General features: G+C 60.8%; 17 protein-coding genes and 1 pseudogene. 5 read left to right on the top strand and 13 right to left on the bottom strand.

The genetic code is table 11. From position 1 onward, the window contains the following. Window positions 1-15: 15 nt before the first annotated feature. From CFB17_RS07880 to CFB17_RS07920, 9 genes are all read right to left on the bottom strand, one after another. Window positions 16-573 (bottom strand): hypothetical protein, encoded by a 558-nt coding sequence (locus CFB17_RS07880; protein WP_133063865.1) that lies wholly within the window; start codon window positions 571-573, stop codon window positions 16-18. Further along, window positions 573-1,595 carry a vWA domain-containing protein gene (locus tag CFB17_RS07885; RefSeq protein WP_088560861.1) on the bottom strand — a complete coding sequence of 341 codons (1,023 nt, stop codon included), beginning with the start codon at window positions 1,593-1,595 and terminating at the stop codon, window positions 573-575. Before CFB17_RS07885 ends, CFB17_RS07880 begins: the two co-directional genes overlap by 1 nt. Beyond that, the gene (locus CFB17_RS07890) at window positions 1,595-2,503 is read right to left on the bottom strand and encodes a nonribosomal peptide synthetase MxaA (protein ID WP_088560863.1); all 909 of its coding nucleotides are present in this window, start codon (window positions 2,501-2,503) and stop codon (window positions 1,595-1,597) included. Before CFB17_RS07890 ends, CFB17_RS07885 begins: the two co-directional genes overlap by 1 nt. After that, entirely contained in the window at window positions 2,500-3,363 is an 864-nt protein-coding gene (locus CFB17_RS07895) for a DUF58 domain-containing protein (RefSeq protein ID WP_088560864.1), read from the bottom strand. The genes CFB17_RS07890 and CFB17_RS07895 overlap by 4 nt, the downstream gene beginning before the upstream one ends. Beyond that, the gene (locus tag CFB17_RS07900; protein WP_088560865.1) at window positions 3,360-4,397 is read right to left on the bottom strand and encodes an AAA family ATPase; all 1,038 of its coding nucleotides are present in this window, start codon (window positions 4,395-4,397) and stop codon (window positions 3,360-3,362) included. Before CFB17_RS07900 ends, CFB17_RS07895 begins: the two co-directional genes overlap by 4 nt. A gap of 145 nt (window positions 4,398-4,542) precedes the next feature. Continuing rightward, on the bottom strand, window positions 4,543-4,854 hold the full coding sequence (locus tag CFB17_RS07905) for a methanol dehydrogenase [cytochrome c] subunit (protein ID WP_088560867.1): 312 nt from the start codon (window positions 4,852-4,854) through the stop codon (window positions 4,543-4,545). Window positions 4,855-4,896: 42 nt separating this feature from the next. Next, a complete protein-coding gene (moxG, locus tag CFB17_RS07910) occupies window positions 4,897-5,502 on the bottom strand; it encodes a cytochrome c(L), periplasmic (RefSeq protein ID WP_088560869.1) in 606 nt (201 codons plus the stop codon). A gap of 47 nt (window positions 5,503-5,549) precedes the next feature. Next, window positions 5,550-6,422, bottom strand: a complete 873-nt coding sequence (gene moxJ, locus CFB17_RS07915) for a methanol oxidation system protein MoxJ (protein ID WP_088560872.1) — start codon at window positions 6,420-6,422, stop codon at window positions 5,550-5,552. 79 nt (window positions 6,423-6,501) lie between these two features. Next, window positions 6,502-8,358 carry a methanol/ethanol family PQQ-dependent dehydrogenase gene (locus CFB17_RS07920; RefSeq protein ID WP_322112133.1) on the bottom strand — a complete coding sequence of 619 codons (1,857 nt, stop codon included), beginning with the start codon at window positions 8,356-8,358 and terminating at the stop codon, window positions 6,502-6,504. Here CFB17_RS07920 and CFB17_RS19600 point away from each other — a divergent pair. The 4 genes from CFB17_RS19600 to CFB17_RS07935 all read left to right on the top strand — a co-directional run bounded on the left by CFB17_RS19600 (window position 8,264) and on the right by CFB17_RS07935 (window position 11,494). Then, entirely contained in the window at window positions 8,264-8,521 is a 258-nt protein-coding gene (locus CFB17_RS19600; RefSeq protein WP_243389795.1) for a hypothetical protein, read from the top strand. The two genes, CFB17_RS07920 and CFB17_RS19600, sit on opposite strands and share 95 nt — an antisense overlap. A gap of 363 nt (window positions 8,522-8,884) precedes the next feature. Then, window positions 8,885-10,270 (top strand): histidine kinase, encoded by a 1,386-nt coding sequence (locus CFB17_RS07925; protein WP_165769492.1) that lies wholly within the window; start codon window positions 8,885-8,887, stop codon window positions 10,268-10,270. Further along, window positions 10,267-10,929: a response regulator gene (locus CFB17_RS07930; protein ID WP_088560961.1), complete on the top strand. Its 663-nt coding sequence runs from the start codon at window positions 10,267-10,269 to the stop codon at window positions 10,927-10,929. Before CFB17_RS07925 ends, CFB17_RS07930 begins: the two co-directional genes overlap by 4 nt. A 28-nt stretch (window positions 10,930-10,957) precedes the next feature. Then, window positions 10,958-11,494, top strand: a complete 537-nt coding sequence (locus tag CFB17_RS07935) for a hypothetical protein (RefSeq protein WP_088560878.1) — start codon at window positions 10,958-10,960, stop codon at window positions 11,492-11,494. Window positions 11,495-12,073: 579 nt separating this feature from the next. On the opposite strand, the gene CFB17_RS07940 is transcribed toward CFB17_RS07935, so the two are convergent. From CFB17_RS07940 to CFB17_RS07950, 3 genes are all read right to left on the bottom strand, one after another. Continuing rightward, a complete protein-coding gene (locus CFB17_RS07940) occupies window positions 12,074-13,426 on the bottom strand; it encodes a class-II fumarase/aspartase family protein (RefSeq protein ID WP_088560880.1) in 1,353 nt (450 codons plus the stop codon). Window positions 13,427-13,467: 41 nt separating this feature from the next. Next, on the bottom strand, window positions 13,468-14,745 hold the full coding sequence (locus tag CFB17_RS07945) for a cation:dicarboxylate symporter family transporter (RefSeq protein ID WP_407642392.1): 1,278 nt from the start codon (window positions 14,743-14,745) through the stop codon (window positions 13,468-13,470). Between the two features lie 79 nt (window positions 14,746-14,824). Beyond that, window positions 14,825-15,577, bottom strand: coding sequence for a GntR family transcriptional regulator (locus CFB17_RS07950; protein ID WP_088560882.1), 753 nt, complete (start codon window positions 15,575-15,577; stop codon window positions 14,825-14,827). A gap of 86 nt (window positions 15,578-15,663) precedes the next feature. Between CFB17_RS07950 and CFB17_RS07955 the strand changes: the two genes are divergently transcribed. Continuing rightward, on the top strand, window positions 15,664-16,824 hold the full coding sequence (locus CFB17_RS07955; protein WP_088560884.1) for a mandelate racemase/muconate lactonizing enzyme family protein: 1,161 nt from the start codon (window positions 15,664-15,666) through the stop codon (window positions 16,822-16,824). Window positions 16,825-16,919: 95 nt separating this feature from the next. Here CFB17_RS07955 and CFB17_RS19930 read toward each other — a convergent pair. Then, window positions 16,920-17,195: pseudogene (locus CFB17_RS19930) on the bottom strand (winged helix-turn-helix transcriptional regulator); the annotation flags it as partial. Window positions 17,196-17,433: the final 238 nt, after the last annotated feature.

The following is a 17,433-nucleotide window of genomic DNA, read 5'->3' on the forward strand; positions in this document are numbered from 1 at the left end:
TACCCGTTAACCTGCTCAAGGCAGGCCTCGCGGCTGCGCCGGTAACTCGGTCCAAAGATCACTCGATGGCGGTGCCGGCTCCTCGGCATCCTCGTTCGGCGCCAGTTTTGGAAAGTCGCGAACAAGGCGGCTGGCGACATCGAGATTTTGCTTGGCATTCCAGGCGCCCGGGTCCTGTCGCAACACGTCGCGATAGCCGTTGCGCGCCAGGACGATTTCGGCTGCGGCCTTATCGGTGTCGTCGCGCTCGATAGCAGCGAATGCGCGGCGGACACGTGCGTTCGCCATATCGAATGTGAGCTTGCTGGCCGTGGATGCATCACCCCTGCGGGCCAGTGTATCCAGGATTGGAATGGTCTCGTCGATGCGGTCACGAAAAAGCAGGAACCGGCCGCGCGCGAGAAGAACTTCGCCGCGCGCATTCAATGGCACAGCACGATCTTCCGTGCCTGCCAGGGCCTCGATTGTCCGGTTATCGTGGATCTTCGCGCCAAGCTGCCAAGCTTGAGCCAGCAGACCCAGGCCCAGCAGGACAGGCAGGATGGTAAAGAGGCTGCCTTGCAACCATCGCATCATCCACCTCCCGACAAAATCGTCCGGTCCATCGGCCGGTGGCGGGCGAACCGAACCTGGCTACCGAGCGCCGCGGTAAGGAGAAGCGTCATGATCAGAGCCAGGATCAGAGCAGGCGTCGCCAGTTCGAACCGCGGGGTCGGCTCGCTATAATGGAGTGGCGCCTGCTCGAGGCGACCGATCTCGGCCAGGGCCTGACCTACGGCGTCCGCACCGTCCGTCTCGAAGGCGCGATAGGGGATGCCCAAGCTCTTGAAGAACAGATCCAGATGTCGCTCGGGCATCGTCCGCGGATTGTCGACCGACGGGCTGTCGGGAACATCGTAGATGCCGCGGCCGCCCGCGGTACGCAGGAATAGCCAGTAGAGATGAACGGGCGCTTCGGCAAAGCCGGCCCGCAGGCGCTGCTGGACGTCCGGATCAATCACTGCCGCGCCATCGGAAACCAGGAGAATCACGCGCACGCCGTCGCTTTGTGAACGGCGGAGCATTTCGAGAGCCAGGATGAGACCGCGGCCCACGTTCGTGTAGCCAAGGCCCGGTCGATCGACCGCATCGATGGCGCCCAAGATGGCGTCCCGGTGATTGGTCAGCGGCATGACCGGTATCGGTAGGGTGGCGAACATAGCAAGGCCGAAAAGGTCATGCTCGCGACGCCGGACAAAATCGGCCAGTAACCGCGTGGCCGCACTTGCCTTCGATTCCTGATCCCTGTCCGGCCGGTCGCCGGCAAAGGTGTCGTTCATGCTGCCGCTACGATCGGCAAGGATGAGAATTTGCGCCCCCGTCCCCACCCTTTCGATCATCCGGCCGCCCACATAGGGCCCCGACAACGCAATGAGAATGGCGGCGATGGCGATGCAGGCCATCGCTTTGACGCCGATGGAAAGGAGAAGCGATGGCCGATCGGCTGGCACGACCAGCAGTGAGGAAAAGGCGTTTCGACGCCAGGGCCGCACCAGGATGGGTAGGAGCGCCAGCGGGATGAACCAGAAGAGCCATAAATGGTCGAAGCTCGGCATTATGGACGCCCCCGCTCCGCTCGGGCCAGCAGCCTTGCCAGCCTCGCGGCCTCGGCGCGGGTGACGGCTACGCCCGTACCGAAGAAAAACGACCGGGATTGGGCAAAGAAGCTGGTGATCTCGCCAGCGAATGGCCGCATCTCCGGCTTCTTTGCCAGGAAGGTCGGTAGATCGTCTGCCAGGAGCCGACAGCCGAAGGAGGCGTCGAAAGCGCGATGCAAGAGTCCCATGGCGCCCGCCCCGTCCAGGCCCCTGTCCTTAGCGATGACACGTGCGGTCCGGGCGAAGGGGCGAGCCGGCCGGTTGTGGAAAGGCCACCAAGCACGATGATAGCCTAGCCCACCCAAACTAATGAGGAAGAGGAGGCTCAGGCCTAGGAGGCGGAGTTCATCGGAGCGCAAAGCGAGAGGCTGGGCCAGGAAATCAGGCGCCAGCAGTTCGTCGGCGTCGCGGCCACCTGGCTCGATCTCGCGCAAAGAGGAGGTCACGAAAGACCAGTCGGGCACCTTCGCCTGAATTGTCTGGCTTCCGGCCTCGAATTGAAGATCGAAGCCCGGAACTTTCATGCGGCGTGTATCGAGTGGGGCGTAGAAGGTCTGATAGCGCATCGCCAGACGATAGAGCGTGGTATCCGGCCGCTCGGTCGTGGTGAGCTTGAAATCGCGCAGCTCCAGCCAATAGGTGACGCGTCCGGTTGCCGGAAGTGAGGCAGCAAGCAGATGGGTGCCTTTAGCGACCTCGATCTCGACGTCGCTCTCGAGTGTGTCGCCGATGAAGAAGCCATATTCGCGTGGCAGGGAAAGGTCGACCGAGCGAACCTGAGCCATTGCGGCATACGGTCCAGGAAATACGGCGAGCGAGCCCAAAAGCGCGATCGAGAGGACCGACGACCGCCAGACGCAGTTCATGCACGCGACCGCAAATGACGGGCGAGTGCTTCGGCATCGAAACGGTCGACGACGCGCAATAGATCGCGTCCATGACTGGCAAAGAGGCGCTGCTGGCGCAAACGCAGCTCGCCCATCGCCTGCTCCCAACGTCGCCTCAAGGCCGGCCGGAGAAACATCAGGCGACGCTTGCCGGTTTCAAGGTCGGCAAGGTCGACCAGGCCCCATCGAGGCATGGCGCCGCTCTCCGAGCCATCCTCAATTCGGAGAGCTACCAGATAATGTCGTGAGAGACCTTGCAGCAACCGGTCCAGCACCTCATCCGGCAAGAGAAAGTCGGAGAGGAGAAAGATGAGGCGTGGGCGGTTGCCGATGTGGCTCGGCAGCGCCTCAAGACTGACGACGTCGCCCCCAGTCGGTGGCACGGCGGCCAATAGCGCTTCTGCCTCGGCCGAGACGGTCCGTCGCAATGTCGCCCGCAGGCTAGGCGTCGCGGCCGACTTGCGACCATCGCACAAGGTCAAGCCAACCGGGTCACGATAGGCACGTGCCGATGCGATGAGGCACTGGACAGCGTCTCGGACGATCGCCTGGCGTGACGCGTTACCTTCAAAACCCATCGAGCCCGACATGTCGACGACGATGTTGACCGTGATGATATTTCTTGGTTCGAGTCGGCGGACAAAGAGCCGTCCGAGCGGATCTCGGGCCGAGGCTCGCAGATCGATCCGCCTACCGTCCGGATCACGTTCGAACGGCACCAGGTCACGGAAATATGCTTGGCCATCCTGCCGTCGCCCGGCATGCGCGCCGATTCGCAGGCCAGTCAGGCCGTGCGGCGGGCGATAAGCGACGAGTGCGGGAGTGGTGCGCGGACTCAAGGTACCGGTACCGCCTCAAAGAGCCGTTGACAGAGATCGGCCACGATGGCTTCGCGCCGAAGATCATAGACTGGGTCAAGAAAAATACGGTGAGCCATGACGGGCGTGAAGACCGCGCGGATATCCTCAGGAACCAGCATAATCCGCCCATCCAGCCAGGCGGCGACCTTGGCTGCGCGTATGAGGAACGACAGGCCCCGCGGGCTGCCGCCTCCCTCGACAAGGCGCTCCATGTCGACGTCCGGCAGCACTATATTTGCCGATGTCGGACGTCGAAGGCAGTCCCAGAGCGCCATGACGTAGTCTTGCAGACGCGAACTCGCATCGACCGAGACCTGGATGCGCTCTGCCACGGAACCCAGTTCGCGATAGTCGAGGATCGCCGGTCGTAACCCGGCGATTAGCCGGTCGACGTCATGGAACCGCGAGGAAAAGATCAACGCGCGCCTGGCTGCCGAATCGGTAGGCGTGGCAACGTTGATCTCCATCAAAAAGCGGTCCCGGGCTGCCGCTGGCAGCTCGAATGTTTCCTCGCGCTCGATTCGATTGCGGTCGGCGAAGATCTGGAGGTAGGGGAAATCAACGTTGCGCGCGAAGGCGGCTATGCTTTTTTCGGCCATTAGTCGCAGCAACAGCGCGTGGACCTGCGGCCGCGCGCGATTGATCTCGTTGAAAAAGAAAATTGAGAGGTCGCCGCCATGGCGGAGAATCGGCCCGGGCTCGACACGCGGCCGGCCATCCTCGCCGATATAGGTATGGTAGATAAGATCCGAAGGCATCAGATCGACCGTGCCCTCGATGCGCTCGAAAAGCCCCCCCAGCACATGGGCGACAGCGCGTAGCAGGGTGGTCTTTCCCACCCCGACATCCCCTTCGAGCAGCACATGACCACGGGCGAAGATCGCGATCGTCAAAAGGCGGATGACGGCATCCTGGCCCAAGACGGCCTTCGCAACCTCTGCCTCGAACTCGAGGGCCGCCTGCCGCCAGAAGGAAAGGACGGGATCTGTCGATCCGTCGCCACGTGTCGCCATGAGGATACTCTGCCTTGACGGCATTGGTTATTGTTTATTTCGGGAGACGAGCCCCCCGGCCCTCGCACGCAGAGGGCGGAGGTCTCGCGATTGCCGCGACGGGACATGTTCAGGCAAGCCCCGTCGCTTCGCTGGCATTGAAGAACTAGTCAGCGATCTTACTGACGTCGTTCTCCCATTTGCCGGTCTTGTTGAAGTTGGCGACGCGTTTGGCATTGCGCGCTTCCATACCGGCGATCGACTCGCTCTGCTTGTTGAGCTGGGTCGGATTATGCTTGGGATCGTATTTCGAGCCCGCGACCTTGTCGGGAAATCCGGGCTTCGGCTCCCAGCAATTACCCGGCGCTCGGCACTTCGTGCCGTCATAGGCCAGCGCGCCAGAAACCGGCAGCGCCAACGTGGCGCCGAAAGCGAAAAGTGCGGCCAGGGTAGCACGCCTCAGAGTCGTTGTTTGCATGGAAAGCCTCTCCTTTTCAGCGGATTTGCTCTGTGCTTCGTTCTATTCGAACGGTCGCGCTTCGCACTTGGCGGGATCTTCGGTCTTCTTTACCTCTGTATCCGCAGCCTCGTCGTACGGTTTGAAACTCTTCTTTTGATCGTCGGTGAGCCACGTCGCGTCAGCTACGCCGTCCTTGTAGAGATGTCGCACCCAAGCCATGACCTGAAGAATCTGGTCGAGCTCCAAGTCCGAGTGCGGACCCATCTGCGCCTGGGCCCCTCCGTAGATGATGGAAAAGAGTCCGACGTCCGTCTTGCCGGCGGGATAGGTCCAGTAATTGTCGTTCAGACCTGGACCGATCTTCCCCTCGCCAAGATGGCCGTGACAACCGGAACAAGATGTGAGGAATACGTTCTCAAAGTTCGTCAGGCAATTCTTTGGAATGGTGGTATAGGGATTGTGCCCGGTTTTAAAAAACTCCTTCACCGCCGGAGTATCGCGCCCCTCCTCGTTCGCCATGCTCCAATCCAGAGGCTCGCCGGTGACGGCGTTCTGAAACGGCAGCGTCGAACCGAACGGAGCCGACGATTCCTGGGCAACGGCAGGCAGAATCGTTCCGGCAGACAAGGCAATAGCCAAGAAAATATTATGAGCACGCAAGTCCATAAAACCTCGATCTTGTTAAGATAGATCCCGGTCGCCTGTCGCTTCGATCAGGTTTGCGGCGGAAGAGTTGGAATTCCTTCCTCGTCCAGCACCTGTTCGATGCTGTCGCGTGACTTATCGAGCGCCTGGTCCAGCGCTGCCAGAAGCGCCTGATCGTTCTTTCGCACTCCGATCGACTGGTCGAAATGCTGCGGCACCTTTTCCCCGTTGGCCTGGGTTGCGTCGTCTGGGATCATCGTCATGCGCAGAGGCACGCTCGAAGCCTTGACGTAGCGCCCGACCTCGGGAGCAAAGGCGATCGCGAGGTCCGCATTGCCGTTAGCGACTTCATTCACCATGCGCCCCGGATCGACACGGACGAATTGATTACGTGGCGACCTGAAGTCTACAAGAGAATAAAGATAGACCGCATCGTCGTCATATCGACCAATTGTCTTAAGCATGACTTCGGCGGGAGTACTGAAACCAACCGCAATCTTTGGAAGTTGACGAAGAGCTGGGTCATCCCAGCCCTTCAGATCGAGATTACGATCCTGACGGGTCACGAATACGTAGCCCGACCGGTAGTACGGCTTGGTCGTTAGCACGCGTTCATCGCCCGTATCCAGGCCCATCACGACGTCGCACTCGTTCTTGTCCAGGAGGTCGCGAACCAGGTAGATCGCCGGACGTTTGCTCCAGACGAAGACCGCCTCCTTACCCATTTCCTTGGCCAGGATCTTGGCGATCTTGTTCTCAAAACCGGATTCGTCGCCGAGCGAATACGGACTTTCGACGGTCGAAGCACAAATCCGGAGCTTGCCGGGGTCGGGAGCCACCTGAGCTTGAGACTGTGCCCGCGAGGATGCCGGCATAGCCAGGATGGCCAGGAAGCTGACGGCAGTCAGGATGGCCGACCGCCTATTGGCAAAGATGTTCATCTGCAGCCCAATTCTGAAAGACAAGGGCGGGTAGCGGGATCAGTCGGCGATCGGCTGATCCCGCGACGACCCTGCAAGCTTACTGGGTGCCGTCGGCGCGCTTTTGCTCGGGCGTATACTCGCCCAGCGCCAGATTGTCGTAGGGGCCCTTGCCATCAATCGAGAAGACCATCACGCCGCCGCCCATCTGGGTGTAATGGGCAAGGTTCTTGAAGGCGCCGACGGCACCTAGACCGGCGGTCGGATCCTGCAGATCGAAGACCAGGCCGACACCCGGCCAACCACCGACGCCGTACATGATGGCCACATACTGCACGCCCGCGCGCTCGTAGGTAATCGGATAGCCGATGACGCCAGACGGCAGTTTGAACTGCCAGACGAGGTCGCCGTTATCGGAATTTCGCGCCTTGATGAAGCCGTCGAGCGTACCATAAAATACGAGCCCGCCCTTGGTCGTCATGGTGCCGCCCCACACGGAGAAGCGCTCCATCTTCTCCCAGTTCATCTTGCCGGTGATGGCATTATAGGACTTGATCTGGCCAAGTCCCAAAGAGTTCTGCCGATCCCCCTTGGGGCCTGGATACATGTTAAGCGTGGCACCGACGAAGAACTGACCCGCACGATAGGGAAGCATGAAGGGCTCCCAATCCATGCAGATATGATTGATGCCTAGCATGAACGCCTTGCGTTCCGGGTCGTAGGAATCGTGGCCCTGGTTGTGATAGCCCATGGCCGATGGACAGATATCCGTCCCCTTGTGGTCCATGTATGTGGCGTATTCTGGATCGCGGACCGGAACGCCCTTCTTAAGATCGACATGGGTGAACACGTTCACCGTGTCGTCCATCTTGTCGGCAGAAACGAGCGAGCCGTTGGTGCGGTCCAACGTGTAGACAATGCCGTTACGGTCGGGATGCGTTAGGAGCTTCCTTTCCTTGCCGTCCTTGTCCTTCTGGTCCGAGAGCATCATGACATTGACGCCGGCGAAGTCCCATTCGTCATGGGGTGTCTTCTGATAGGCGAACTTGGCCTTACCCGTGTCGACATCGCGCCCCATGATCGACATGGTCCACTTATTGTCGCCGGGGCGCATCGTTTCATTCCACGGGGCTGGATTGCCCGTCCCGTAATAGAGCAGATTGGTGCCCGGATCATAAGCGTACCAGCCCCAATTGGTACCGCCGCCGATCTTCCAGGCGTCGCCTTCCCACGTTTCGAGACCTAGATTCTTCTGCCCATAATGCGGGTTGGCGTCGTTGAAGTCGTCAGCCAGCAAGATGTCCTTGTCGGGCCCGGTCGCATAAGCGCGCCACTTCTGCTCGCCGGTGTGCACGTCGTAAGCCGTCGCATAACCACGGACACCGAGTTCGGCACCTGAAGACCCGACAAAGACGAGATCCTTGACGACGTAGGGGGCAATCGTCAGCGTCGAGCCGACTTTGATGTCAGAATTCTCAATATCCCAGACGCGTTCACCGGTCTTGGCATTCAGCGCTACGACATGGCCATCCAACTGGGTCTTCAGGATGAGAGGCGGCGTCTTGTCGTCGCCTGGCCAGTAGGCAAGACCGCGATTGACGACGTCGCAGCAGGCCACGGCGCGGGCCGCCGGATTCTGCTTGGGTTTGTCTTCCCAGAGAATTTTCTGCGGATCATCGAGATCGAGCGCGAAGGTGGTGTTGGGATAAGGCGTGTGGACATACATAACGCCGTTCACGACCAACGGCGCCCCTTCATGCCCGTTCAAAATACCCGTCGAGAAAGACCAGGCCGGCCGCAGCCTCTTTACGGTGTCACGATTGATTTCGCTGAGCGGACTGTAATTGTCGCTGGAATAGTCCTTGCCGGGCATCACCCAATTTTCATTGGACTTGGATAGTTCGATGAGCTTGTCGTTGGCTGATGCCGGGGATGAGCCGGCCATTTGTATCGACATTCCCAAGGCCACTGCCGATGCGGTCGCTAGAAGCTTGCCCATTATCGATCCTTCTCGTTTAGCTACCCTGTGCCGCCGGCAGATCGGCCCGGCCGGGGCCCTTGCTGTCAGCTCCATCGTTCATTTCGCCTACCGGTCGTACAAAATTTGTGCACTGCAATAGGGATCTTTCTATGTCAGAAAGGAAGGTCGGTTTAGGTTTTAGATGAGTGAAGTGTACAGGAGAAAGATTGCAATAGGCCTTGCAATTATTGCTTGTCGTATACTCATATTTACACTTAGTGCTAAATTATATAGCAAAAAATGCTGCTTGATCGTGGAAAATAACTTTCCCCTGCCTTGACGCCTTGTTGGGGGCGCCCCTAGTAAACGCCACCGATACAGCAAAGCGGGGCCGACGGCGGGGTGCACCTCCGATCCGAGCCGCCATGGTCAGGGACGGGAGGGGTAAATGAATGGCTATAGGCTGTTGATATCCCGAGATAATATCGCACGAATCAAACCCCTTCAGCCCGCTCGGCACATCATGCCGAGACGTTTTTCCTTGCGCGCTCAACTCGTCCTTATCCCTACCCTGGTGCTGCTGCTGGCACTTGGCGCCGCGATCGCTGCAACGTTGAGTGCGGCACAAGATCGCATCGACGACGAGGTTCGCTCGAGCATGGAACTGGGCAAGCGATTTGCGCAGGCGGTCATCAGCCAGATCGACGACGAGGCCGAGTTCGAGGTGGGCCTTCGAACATTAGAGAGCGAGTTTGCGCAGATCCGCCATGCTCATCTGGTGGTACTTCGCAAGGGCGACATGATCCGTTCGGGCTACCTCCCGGCCATGTGGGACGAGACAAGCGACGTGCCCTTGTGGTTCTACGATCTGGTCAGCCCGCCATTACAGGCAGAGTGGTTTCCGATCGTCGTCGGCGGTCGGACGTTGGGCTACACGTTTATGATCTCGAACCCCCTGGACGAGGTAACCGAGATCTGGGAGGAGCTTTCTTTCCTCGCCGCGCTCCTGGTCGGCCTGTCGCTCCTGATCATCTTCCTGCTCTACTGGGCAGTCCGCCGGGCCTTGAAGCCGCTGGATGATCTCGCCCATGGCTTCGATGCCCTGGAGCAAGGGCAACTCGACACCGTCCTGCCGCCCATCAGACTGGCGGAACTCGAGAAGATCGGCCTGCAGTTCAATAGCCTGGCCGCTCGGCTAAAGCAGACCGCCGACGATAACCATCTGCTGATCGATCGGCTGATGTGGCTTCAGGAAGCCGAGCGGAAGGAATTAGCGCGGGAGCTCCACGATTCCTTCGGCCCCACCCTGTTTGGGATCCGCACCGACGTCGCAGCAATTCGGCGGCTGGCTAGACAGAATCCGGCACTGAGCACGCCGATCCAGGATCGGACGCAGTCGATTTCGGAGACGATCGATATCATCCAGAAGACCAATTACCGCCTCTTGGAACAACTCCGGCCGTTGATACTGGATGAGCTTGGGCTGTTCGATGCGCTGGAACAGCTCGTCGCATCCTGGCGTGAGCGCATGCCCGAGATCGACTGGCAGTTCGTCGCCTCACGCGAGCAGGTCGTAGCTCCGGAAGAGACAGCGGCCCTCCATATCTATCGCATCGTCCAGGAATCGCTTACGAACATCGCCCGTCACGCCCGAGCCAGCAGCGTCATCGTAACGATCGCCACGCTGCCACGGCCGGCACACACGCCAACCGCGCTGCCTGCGCTGCGTGTGACGATCGCCGACAACGGCATCGGCCGGCCCGAGACCTTTAAAATGGGCTTTGGCCTACTGGGCATGGCCGAACGCGTCCGACTTCTCGGTGGTCAATCCCGATTAATGACGACTGAGGGTGGCGGGACGATGATTGATCTTTCCATTCCGATTGGAAAAATTTGGAGCCGCTCGTGAGTTCGACGCCCCTGGTTCTTATCATTGATGACCACCCGATCGTCCGCGGTGGGTGCCGGCGCCTACTGCAGAGCGCCGATTACACGAACGTCATCGAGGCGGCCAGCGGGCATGATGGCCTAAAGCAGAACGAGGATCGACGCCCCGAGATCATCATCCTCGATCTTAATCTGCCCGACGTCGGGGGACTGGAACTGATCCGTAGGCTCGGCGAAGGCAATCCGGGCGTGAAGATCCTGATTTTCAGCATGTACGAGGATCCAGTCTTCGCCGCACGGGCTTTGCAGATGGGTGCGATGGGTTACGTGACGAAGAACGACGATCCCGAAGTGCTGCTGGACGCCGTTGAGCAGGTCCGAAAGGGTGTCGTTCACCTCAGTCATATCGTGGCACAGAAGCTTGCCCTGTTGAATCTACGGCCGAAGGTCAGTCCGCTGCATGACCTAAGCCCACGCGAACTCGACATCTTGGAACTGCTGGGTGCCGGCAAGAGCCTAGCCGAGATCGCCGACAGGCTAGAGCTCAGCTATCGCACGATCGCGAACATCACCTCGCAACTCCGCAACAAAGTACGCGTCTCGACCACAGGCGCCCTGGTTAAATTCGCGATCGAACACGGACCTCAGCGCCTGCTCAGAAGTGACGGGTCGAGCAGCTAGCCAAATCCCTTGCATAAGGAAGCAGCCGATGGCCAAGGCGGCATTGCCGACCACGATTGATAAAGGCGGCTTAATGCGGCGGCGCCACTGGCTTGCGCAGGCCACCTTTCTGCTAGCCTTGGCGGCCTGCGACGACGGTGAGAGCAACAAGAAGAAGAGCGGCGGCTCGGATGGCCGTCGTACCGTACGCAGCGATGCGACGAATGATGAGGCCTGGCTCGAGGCAGGATCGAAAACGCCGCCAGCGCAATGGCTGGCAACACGCGCAGGAAAGGGCAGCGCACCCGCCACGGTCCAGGAAATCGCCGAACTGCTCGATACCGCCGACCGACGCTTCCTTGAAAGTGACCGGATGATCGCCAATCGGAGCCTTCAACTCGTAGCGATGCTGCGCGAGGCCGGTATCAAGGAAGACCCGGTCGATCTGATTCAGGCATTTACAGGACTGCCCGCAGATCACGAGGGTGTTCGCAGCTACACCAAGACCTGCGAGCTTTATTTCAACCTGCGCCACGCGGGTAAGTCTCAGACGGAAGCATTGGCTGTCCTGGACAAAGAGCAATGATGGTCGCTCAGCTGACTACCAGCGCGCGACTGGGATGGTTAACCTCGACCTGCCGCACTGACTTCGGGCCGGCGACGTCAAAATGTGGTCGCGAGATGTGGGCCGCGCGTGTCGAAGGGCCGCGCGAATGATGATGAAGCCACTGGAGCGCGGTTTAATGGCCGGTGTGGGCAACCCTGCATCTCCCATCCCGTAGCCATTATCCGCCGTATCTGAACGGCCAGAGATCGCGTTTCGAGCGCTTCGTTCTGCGACAAGAGACCCCGTAGTTAGAAGATGCCTCCCCACTCATCGCCATCGTCAAGGATAGCGAGCAGGCCCCCGGGGCGGTGGAGATTTCAGGAGGCGCTCAGCCTCCTTCATCGGCCATGCGAGCCCATGCTCATAGACCGACCGTTCGGCGTGAGTGCGCTGGTGCGCCTAGGCATGACCGGCCGGCCCGACATCGCCCCCTGCCCGAACGGGAGATGGCGCGGCGGTTGGGATAGCTCTTACCACGGCGAGCATCGGCGTCGCGCTTGAGGCCTTCACCACACCTTCTGGCGTGAGCAACGAGACTGGCTGCCTGACAACGTCATGCTACCGACGTGGCCGGCGCTGGAGCAAAAGGTCCACCATCTCGGCGCTGTGCCCCGTATAGCTGGCGGGATCGCAGTGAACGGTTACTTGTTCCCGTCCACCGAGAGCTTCGACGATCTCCGGCAACTCGGCCAGGACCGCGGCCAGGTCGCGATCAGACTCCAAGGCGGTGCGGCAAGCCTCGTAGACCAGGTCGTGAGCCCGCTGCCGACCCAATCGCGGGGCAGCCGCCATCATCACGGCCTCGGCGACGATGAGGCCGTGGGTAAGATCGAGATTGGTGCGCATGCGCCTAGCATCGACAACGAGGCCACTCAGCATGAAGCGGGCATTACCCAGCGCTCCCGCAGTCAGGATGAAGGCTTCAGGGAGCACCGCCCACTCCACGTGCCACGGCCCGGTCGCGCGCTCGAAATCCTGTACCATCGCGTCGAGCATCGCCGCCACGTGCTGACGCACCAGCTTGGCGGCGGCCAAGATGAGCTCGGAGGAGATCGGATTGCGCTTTTGCGGCATGGTGCTCGAAGCGCCGCGGCCGGGTACGAACGGTTCCTGCACCTCGTTGATCTCGTTCGTCATCATCAGCATGACGTCCGTGGCGATCTTGGCCAGTGAACCCGTCACGAGGCCGAGAAAGGCTACCGCCTCGGCAAGGCTGTCGCGCGCCACGTGCCAGGCGATGACGGGCTGACCAAGCCCCATCTCCTGGCAGAAGGCTGCCTGGATCTCGAGGCCGCGCGGCGCTACCGATGCCAGCGTCCCGGCAGCGCCCGCGAAGGCACCCACCAGAACCCGCGGGCGAAGCTGGGCAAGTCGCTCGCGATGCCGATCGATCATCGACAACCAAATCGCCGCCTTGTAGCCGAACGTGACCGGCAGGGCATGTTGCAGGTGGGTTCGGCCGGCCATGACGGTGTCGCGATGCTTCTCCGCAAGAGCCGCCAAAATCGTCGCGAGCTCGCCAAGATCCTGATCGACCATGTCGAGTGCGGCACGCAGCTGGAGCACGACGGCACTGTCCATAATGTCCTGGGTGGTAGCCCCCCAGTGAACATAGCCGCCACTGTCACCGGCGGCTTCGGCCAGCTGGCGCACGAGCGGGAGGATCGGGTAGCCGACGATTTCGGTTTCGTGGCGCAGGCGTTCATGATCGATGGTGATCTCGCGCGCGGCAAGGTCGATGCGTGCGCCAGCTTCCTGCGGGATGACGCCGAGCTTCGCCTCGGCTCGGGCGAGTGCTGCCTCCACCTCCAGATAGCGGCCGATCAGAGCGGTGTCGCAGAAGATCTCGCGCATGCCGGACGTGCCGAACATGTCCCGAAAGAGCAGAGAATCGAAGACCGTGCTGGCCATGGTCGAGATCCGGTTTAAGGAAGAGGAAGGGGCGAGAAGGCTCAGGCGTCTCTCGCAAAGGCACGCGCATACTCGTCCCGCATAGCATCGCGATCGAATTCGCCACTGGCCTTGGCGACGACCAGTGTCGCCACCGCGTTACCGACTGCGTTGCATATGGAGACGGCCTGCGACGTGAGACGATTGATACCAAAGAGCAAGGGGAGTCCGGCCACCGGCAGTATTCCGGCAGCCGTGACCGTGGCCGCGAACACGATGAAGGTGCCGCCCGAGACGGTGGCAGCGCCTTTAGAGGTCACCAGCATGAGGCCTACAAGACCCAGCATCTCCGACCAGCCAAGATGCACCCCGTAGGCGTTGGCAAGGAACATAGTGCACAGCGACATGTAAACGCTCGTGCCGTCGAGGTTGAATGCGTAGCCGGTTGGCAGGACGACACCAACGCTCTGCTTCGAGCAACCGAGCCGCTGCAATTTTTCCATGAGGCTCGGAAACGCGCTCTCCGACGAGCCGGTGGCGAAGAGGAGGAAGATCTCGGCCTTGATGTAGCGCAGGAAGACGAAGAGGTTGAAGCCATAGAGCCAACATATCGTGCCCATGACCACGATGATGACGAAGGCCAGCATCAGATAGAGCACGATCAGCAGGTAACCCAGCGACAAGATCGCCGTCATGCCGTTGCTGCCGATCGCGTAGGCAATCGCGCCGAAGGCGCCTAAGGGCGCGAACTTCATGACGATGTCGGTAAACTTGAAGAAGCAGTCCGAGAGCAGGTTCAGCGCGCCCTCGACCGCTTCACGCCGGTCTTTGGGCAGCCCCATTACCGCAGCGCCGAACGCAATGGCGATGACGATAACCGGCAGGAGTGAGCCACCTGTGAACGCACCTAAAAAGTTGTCAGGGAAGATGTGGAGCAGAAAGTCGCTGATACTGAGATGCGTGTTCTGAGCATAAGCCGCGCCGGCACTGGCGTCATTCGAGACATGTCCCTGCAGATCCAGGCCGACACCGGAATAGTGCGCGACGATGAGGCTTACGAGAAGCGCGATCGATGAGACGACCTCGAAGTAGATCAGGGCCCGCAGCCCGAGCTTGCCGACCTTGCTGAGATCGCCGGCAGAGACGATGCCCAGCACCAGGTTGAAAAAGACGAGCGGTGTCACGACCGTCTTGATCAGTCGTAGAAAGATATCGCCCAGCACCTTCATCGCCACAGCCGTCTGCGGTGCCAGAAACCCCAATAGGATTCCGATCACTATACCGGCCATGATCTGGAACGGTGCACGATAATAGAAGGGCTGTTTCCGCTTTTCTGGCAGAGCTGCTGGAGCTTGCGAAGCGCTCACATGAGCCACCAAACCCTCCCACTTGTCCGTACTTTTTATGTTGTGCGAACCTCTAACTGTCAGTCTCGCCGTGGTCAAGCCGCCTCGCCCGTGTCACGCTCATCCGATAGGCGAAGCGGTCGGCCGGATGCAGGCTGTCTGTTACTTCGAACAATCGTCCGTCGGTCGCGTAATACCGACGCAGAATCCGCAGTGCCGGGCCGCCGGCTTCCGCCTCGAGCAGCGAGACGGCCTCGCGCGGTACAAGAACGGCTTGCAGCTGCTGATCGATCGATTCGGTGACGATCTCATGGTCGCGCTCGATCATGTCGCACACGGCCAGTGTCTCGTTTGCCAGCCGCTGGCGCACATCTGCCAGCTCGGGAAGAACGTAGGTGTCGGTTAGGCATATCGGCCGCTCGCGCGTCCCCGGCACGCTGCGCGTCGCCCTGATCCGCAACCAGCGCGACCCCGGCGCGATGCCAAGCCTGTCCGCCAATTCAATATCGGCGATGATCGTCTTGACCGAATGGACGATGCGGCGCGTGTCGCGAGCGTATTGGATCAGTTCCTCGATCGTTCCGATGGTCTGGCCAAATCCTGGGTGATCGCCAGGCTTCAACACCGTCGTTCCGGCACCGCGTCGTCGCTGCACGAGGCCGCGGTGCTCCAGGATGTCCAAAGCCGCGCGCACGGTCGCCCGGGAGACGCCGAACCGGCTTGCCAGATCGACTTCGCTCGGCAGCATACTCCCCGCCGGATAGCGGTCGCCGGCGATTGCCGCCGAAAGTTCGCGGGCCAGGAGTTGGTAGCGGGGCTCGGACATGCTTGACGGGACCGTTGGCGAAAGGTACGGACTTTTCGAAGAGATACGGACTTTTGGCCGTAAAACAGACAATCAGGTAGGTTCGAATGCGTCTGAAGCGTGTCCTGGTCAAGGACGTAGGCGTCACCTCGCCCGGCGCCAACGCCGTCGTTGATTTCGCGGGCCTCGACACGACGCTCGTCGCGATCGAGACGGATCTTATCCGCGACGGGCGGCCGGTCGTCGGTTACGGTTTTGGCTCGCTTGGGCGGTATGGCGTGGCCGGACTGGCTGGTCGGTTCGTGCGGCGGCTGCGGGAGGCGCCTGCCAACGAACTGCTGGACGAGGCAGGTGATCTGGACCCGGATCGCTGCTGGCGAATCATGATGCGCAACGAGAAGCCTGGGGGCCACGGCGAGCGCGCCGTGGTACTGGGCGCTATCGACATGGCGCTTTGGGATGCGCTCGCAAAGAGCCGCAGCGTACCGCTTTGGCGATTACTCGCCGATCGCTATCGCGGAGGCGAGGCCGACCGTTACGTCGCCGTCTACGCAGCAGGTGGTTACTACGCTCCGGGCAAGCGCGAGGATGCGCTTGGCGAAGAGCTGCAAACCTATCTCGACCTCGGCTATCGGGAGGTCAAGATCAAGATCGGCGGCGCCTCGCTGGATGAAGATCGGCGTCGTATCGAATACGCCATCAAGCTCCTGGGTGACGGCTCGAGATTGGCCGTCGACGCGAACGGCCGGTTCGATCTCACGACTGCGCTACGCTACGGCGAGGCGCTCGCTCCCTATGGCCTGCGGTGGTTCGAAGAGGCTGGCGATCCGCTCGACTACCGCTTGCAGGCGGTCCTCGCCGAGGCATACCCGCTCCCGCTGGCAACGGGCGAGAACATCTTCTCCTCCCAGGACGCCCGCAACCTCCTGCGCTACGGCGGAATGCGACCGGACCGCGACATCCTGCAGTTCGACTGCGGGTTGTCCTATGGGCTGCCGGACTACATCCGAACGCTGACCGCGATGCGTGAGCTTGGCTGGTCGTGGCGTCGGATTCATCCCCATGGAGGCCACCAGATGTCCTTACATCTGGCGGCCGGACTAGGTCTGGGTGGCAACGAGTCCTATCCGGGCGTGTTTCAACCGTTCGGCGGCTTTGCTGATGGCACGCTGGTCGAGGACGGCAGGGTCACGCTGCCCGACGTTCCTGGTGTCGGCCTGGAGTGCAAGAGCGCGTTGCGTCCCATCCTGCAAGATATCATCGCGTAAGTCGGTTCGCCTCGGCGATGGGGCCACGTCCACCTGAGAGCGCCTGGGATCATCGACAGGCCGGATCTTTGCTTGCCGGTCTGGGGATATCCGCACGCGCTCTGAACGCGTGTATCATTCCAACGCAGCACGCGCCCATCCTTTGACCGAAGTTGGAGCTGCGCGACGGGCTCGCCCATGGCTGTATCCACAAGCAGCGAGTGACATTCGCCTTGCCGGTAGAGATGGTCTTCACCCCACTGGCGGAGAGCGACGAGAACAAGGAATAGACTGCGGCCTTGCTCCGTTAGGACATAATCCCGGTAGGCGCTTCCGTCCGACGCCGGCTCCATGCTCAGCACACCGCGCTCGACAAGGTCTCGCAATTTCGTTCGAACGGAAGAAGGCGATTTCGGCGGCCGACGTGAAGGGGCTAAGGTTGGCGACCGTCTTGTGACGGGGCTCGCTCGGCACGAGTAGCTCAGACCGCCAGAAATCTGTCGAGCAGTTTGGACAAACGGTGATAGATCGAGCTTTTTCGCGAAACGCTGGAAAGCGCATTCTCGCGAGGTTTCTCCGTCGCAGTAGCTGGCGTCCTCAGTCTTGCAGCGGCGATTGTGCTTGCTGCCA

Source organism: Arboricoccus pini (assembly GCF_900187945.1).
GTDB classification, from domain to species: domain Bacteria; phylum Pseudomonadota; class Alphaproteobacteria; order Geminicoccales; family Geminicoccaceae; genus Arboricoccus; species Arboricoccus pini.

Excerpts from the sequence above, each read along its gene's own strand:
- CFB17_RS07880 (WP_133063865.1), bottom strand. The coding sequence starts at position 573 with ATGCGATGGTTGCAAGGCAGCCTCTTTACCATCCTGCCTGTCCTGCTG.
- CFB17_RS07885 (WP_088560861.1), bottom strand. The coding sequence starts at position 1,595 with ATGCCGAGCTTCGACCATTTATGGCTCTTCTGGTTCATCCCGCTGGCG.
- CFB17_RS07890 (WP_088560863.1), bottom strand. The coding sequence starts at position 2,503 with ATGAACTGCGTCTGGCGGTCGTCGGTCCTCTCGATCGCGCTTTTGGGC.
- CFB17_RS07900 (WP_088560865.1), bottom strand. The coding sequence starts at position 4,397 with ATGGCGACACGTGGCGACGGATCGACAGATCCCGTCCTTTCCTTCTGG.
- CFB17_RS07905 (WP_088560867.1), bottom strand. The coding sequence starts at position 4,854 with ATGCAAACAACGACTCTGAGGCGTGCTACCCTGGCCGCACTTTTCGCT.
- moxG (WP_088560869.1), bottom strand. The coding sequence starts at position 5,502 with ATGGACTTGCGTGCTCATAATATTTTCTTGGCTATTGCCTTGTCTGCC.
- moxJ (WP_088560872.1), bottom strand. The coding sequence starts at position 6,422 with ATGAACATCTTTGCCAATAGGCGGTCGGCCATCCTGACTGCCGTCAGC.
- CFB17_RS07920 (WP_322112133.1), bottom strand. The coding sequence starts at position 8,358 with ATGTCGATACAAATGGCCGGCTCATCCCCGGCATCAGCCAACGACAAG.
- CFB17_RS07925 (WP_165769492.1), top strand. The coding sequence starts at position 8,885 with ATGCCGAGACGTTTTTCCTTGCGCGCTCAACTCGTCCTTATCCCTACC.
- CFB17_RS07935 (WP_088560878.1), top strand. The coding sequence starts at position 10,958 with ATGGCCAAGGCGGCATTGCCGACCACGATTGATAAAGGCGGCTTAATG.
- CFB17_RS07940 (WP_088560880.1), bottom strand. The coding sequence starts at position 13,426 with ATGGCCAGCACGGTCTTCGATTCTCTGCTCTTTCGGGACATGTTCGGC.
- CFB17_RS07950 (WP_088560882.1), bottom strand. The coding sequence starts at position 15,577 with ATGTCCGAGCCCCGCTACCAACTCCTGGCCCGCGAACTTTCGGCGGCA.
- CFB17_RS07955 (WP_088560884.1), top strand. The coding sequence starts at position 15,664 with ATGCGTCTGAAGCGTGTCCTGGTCAAGGACGTAGGCGTCACCTCGCCC.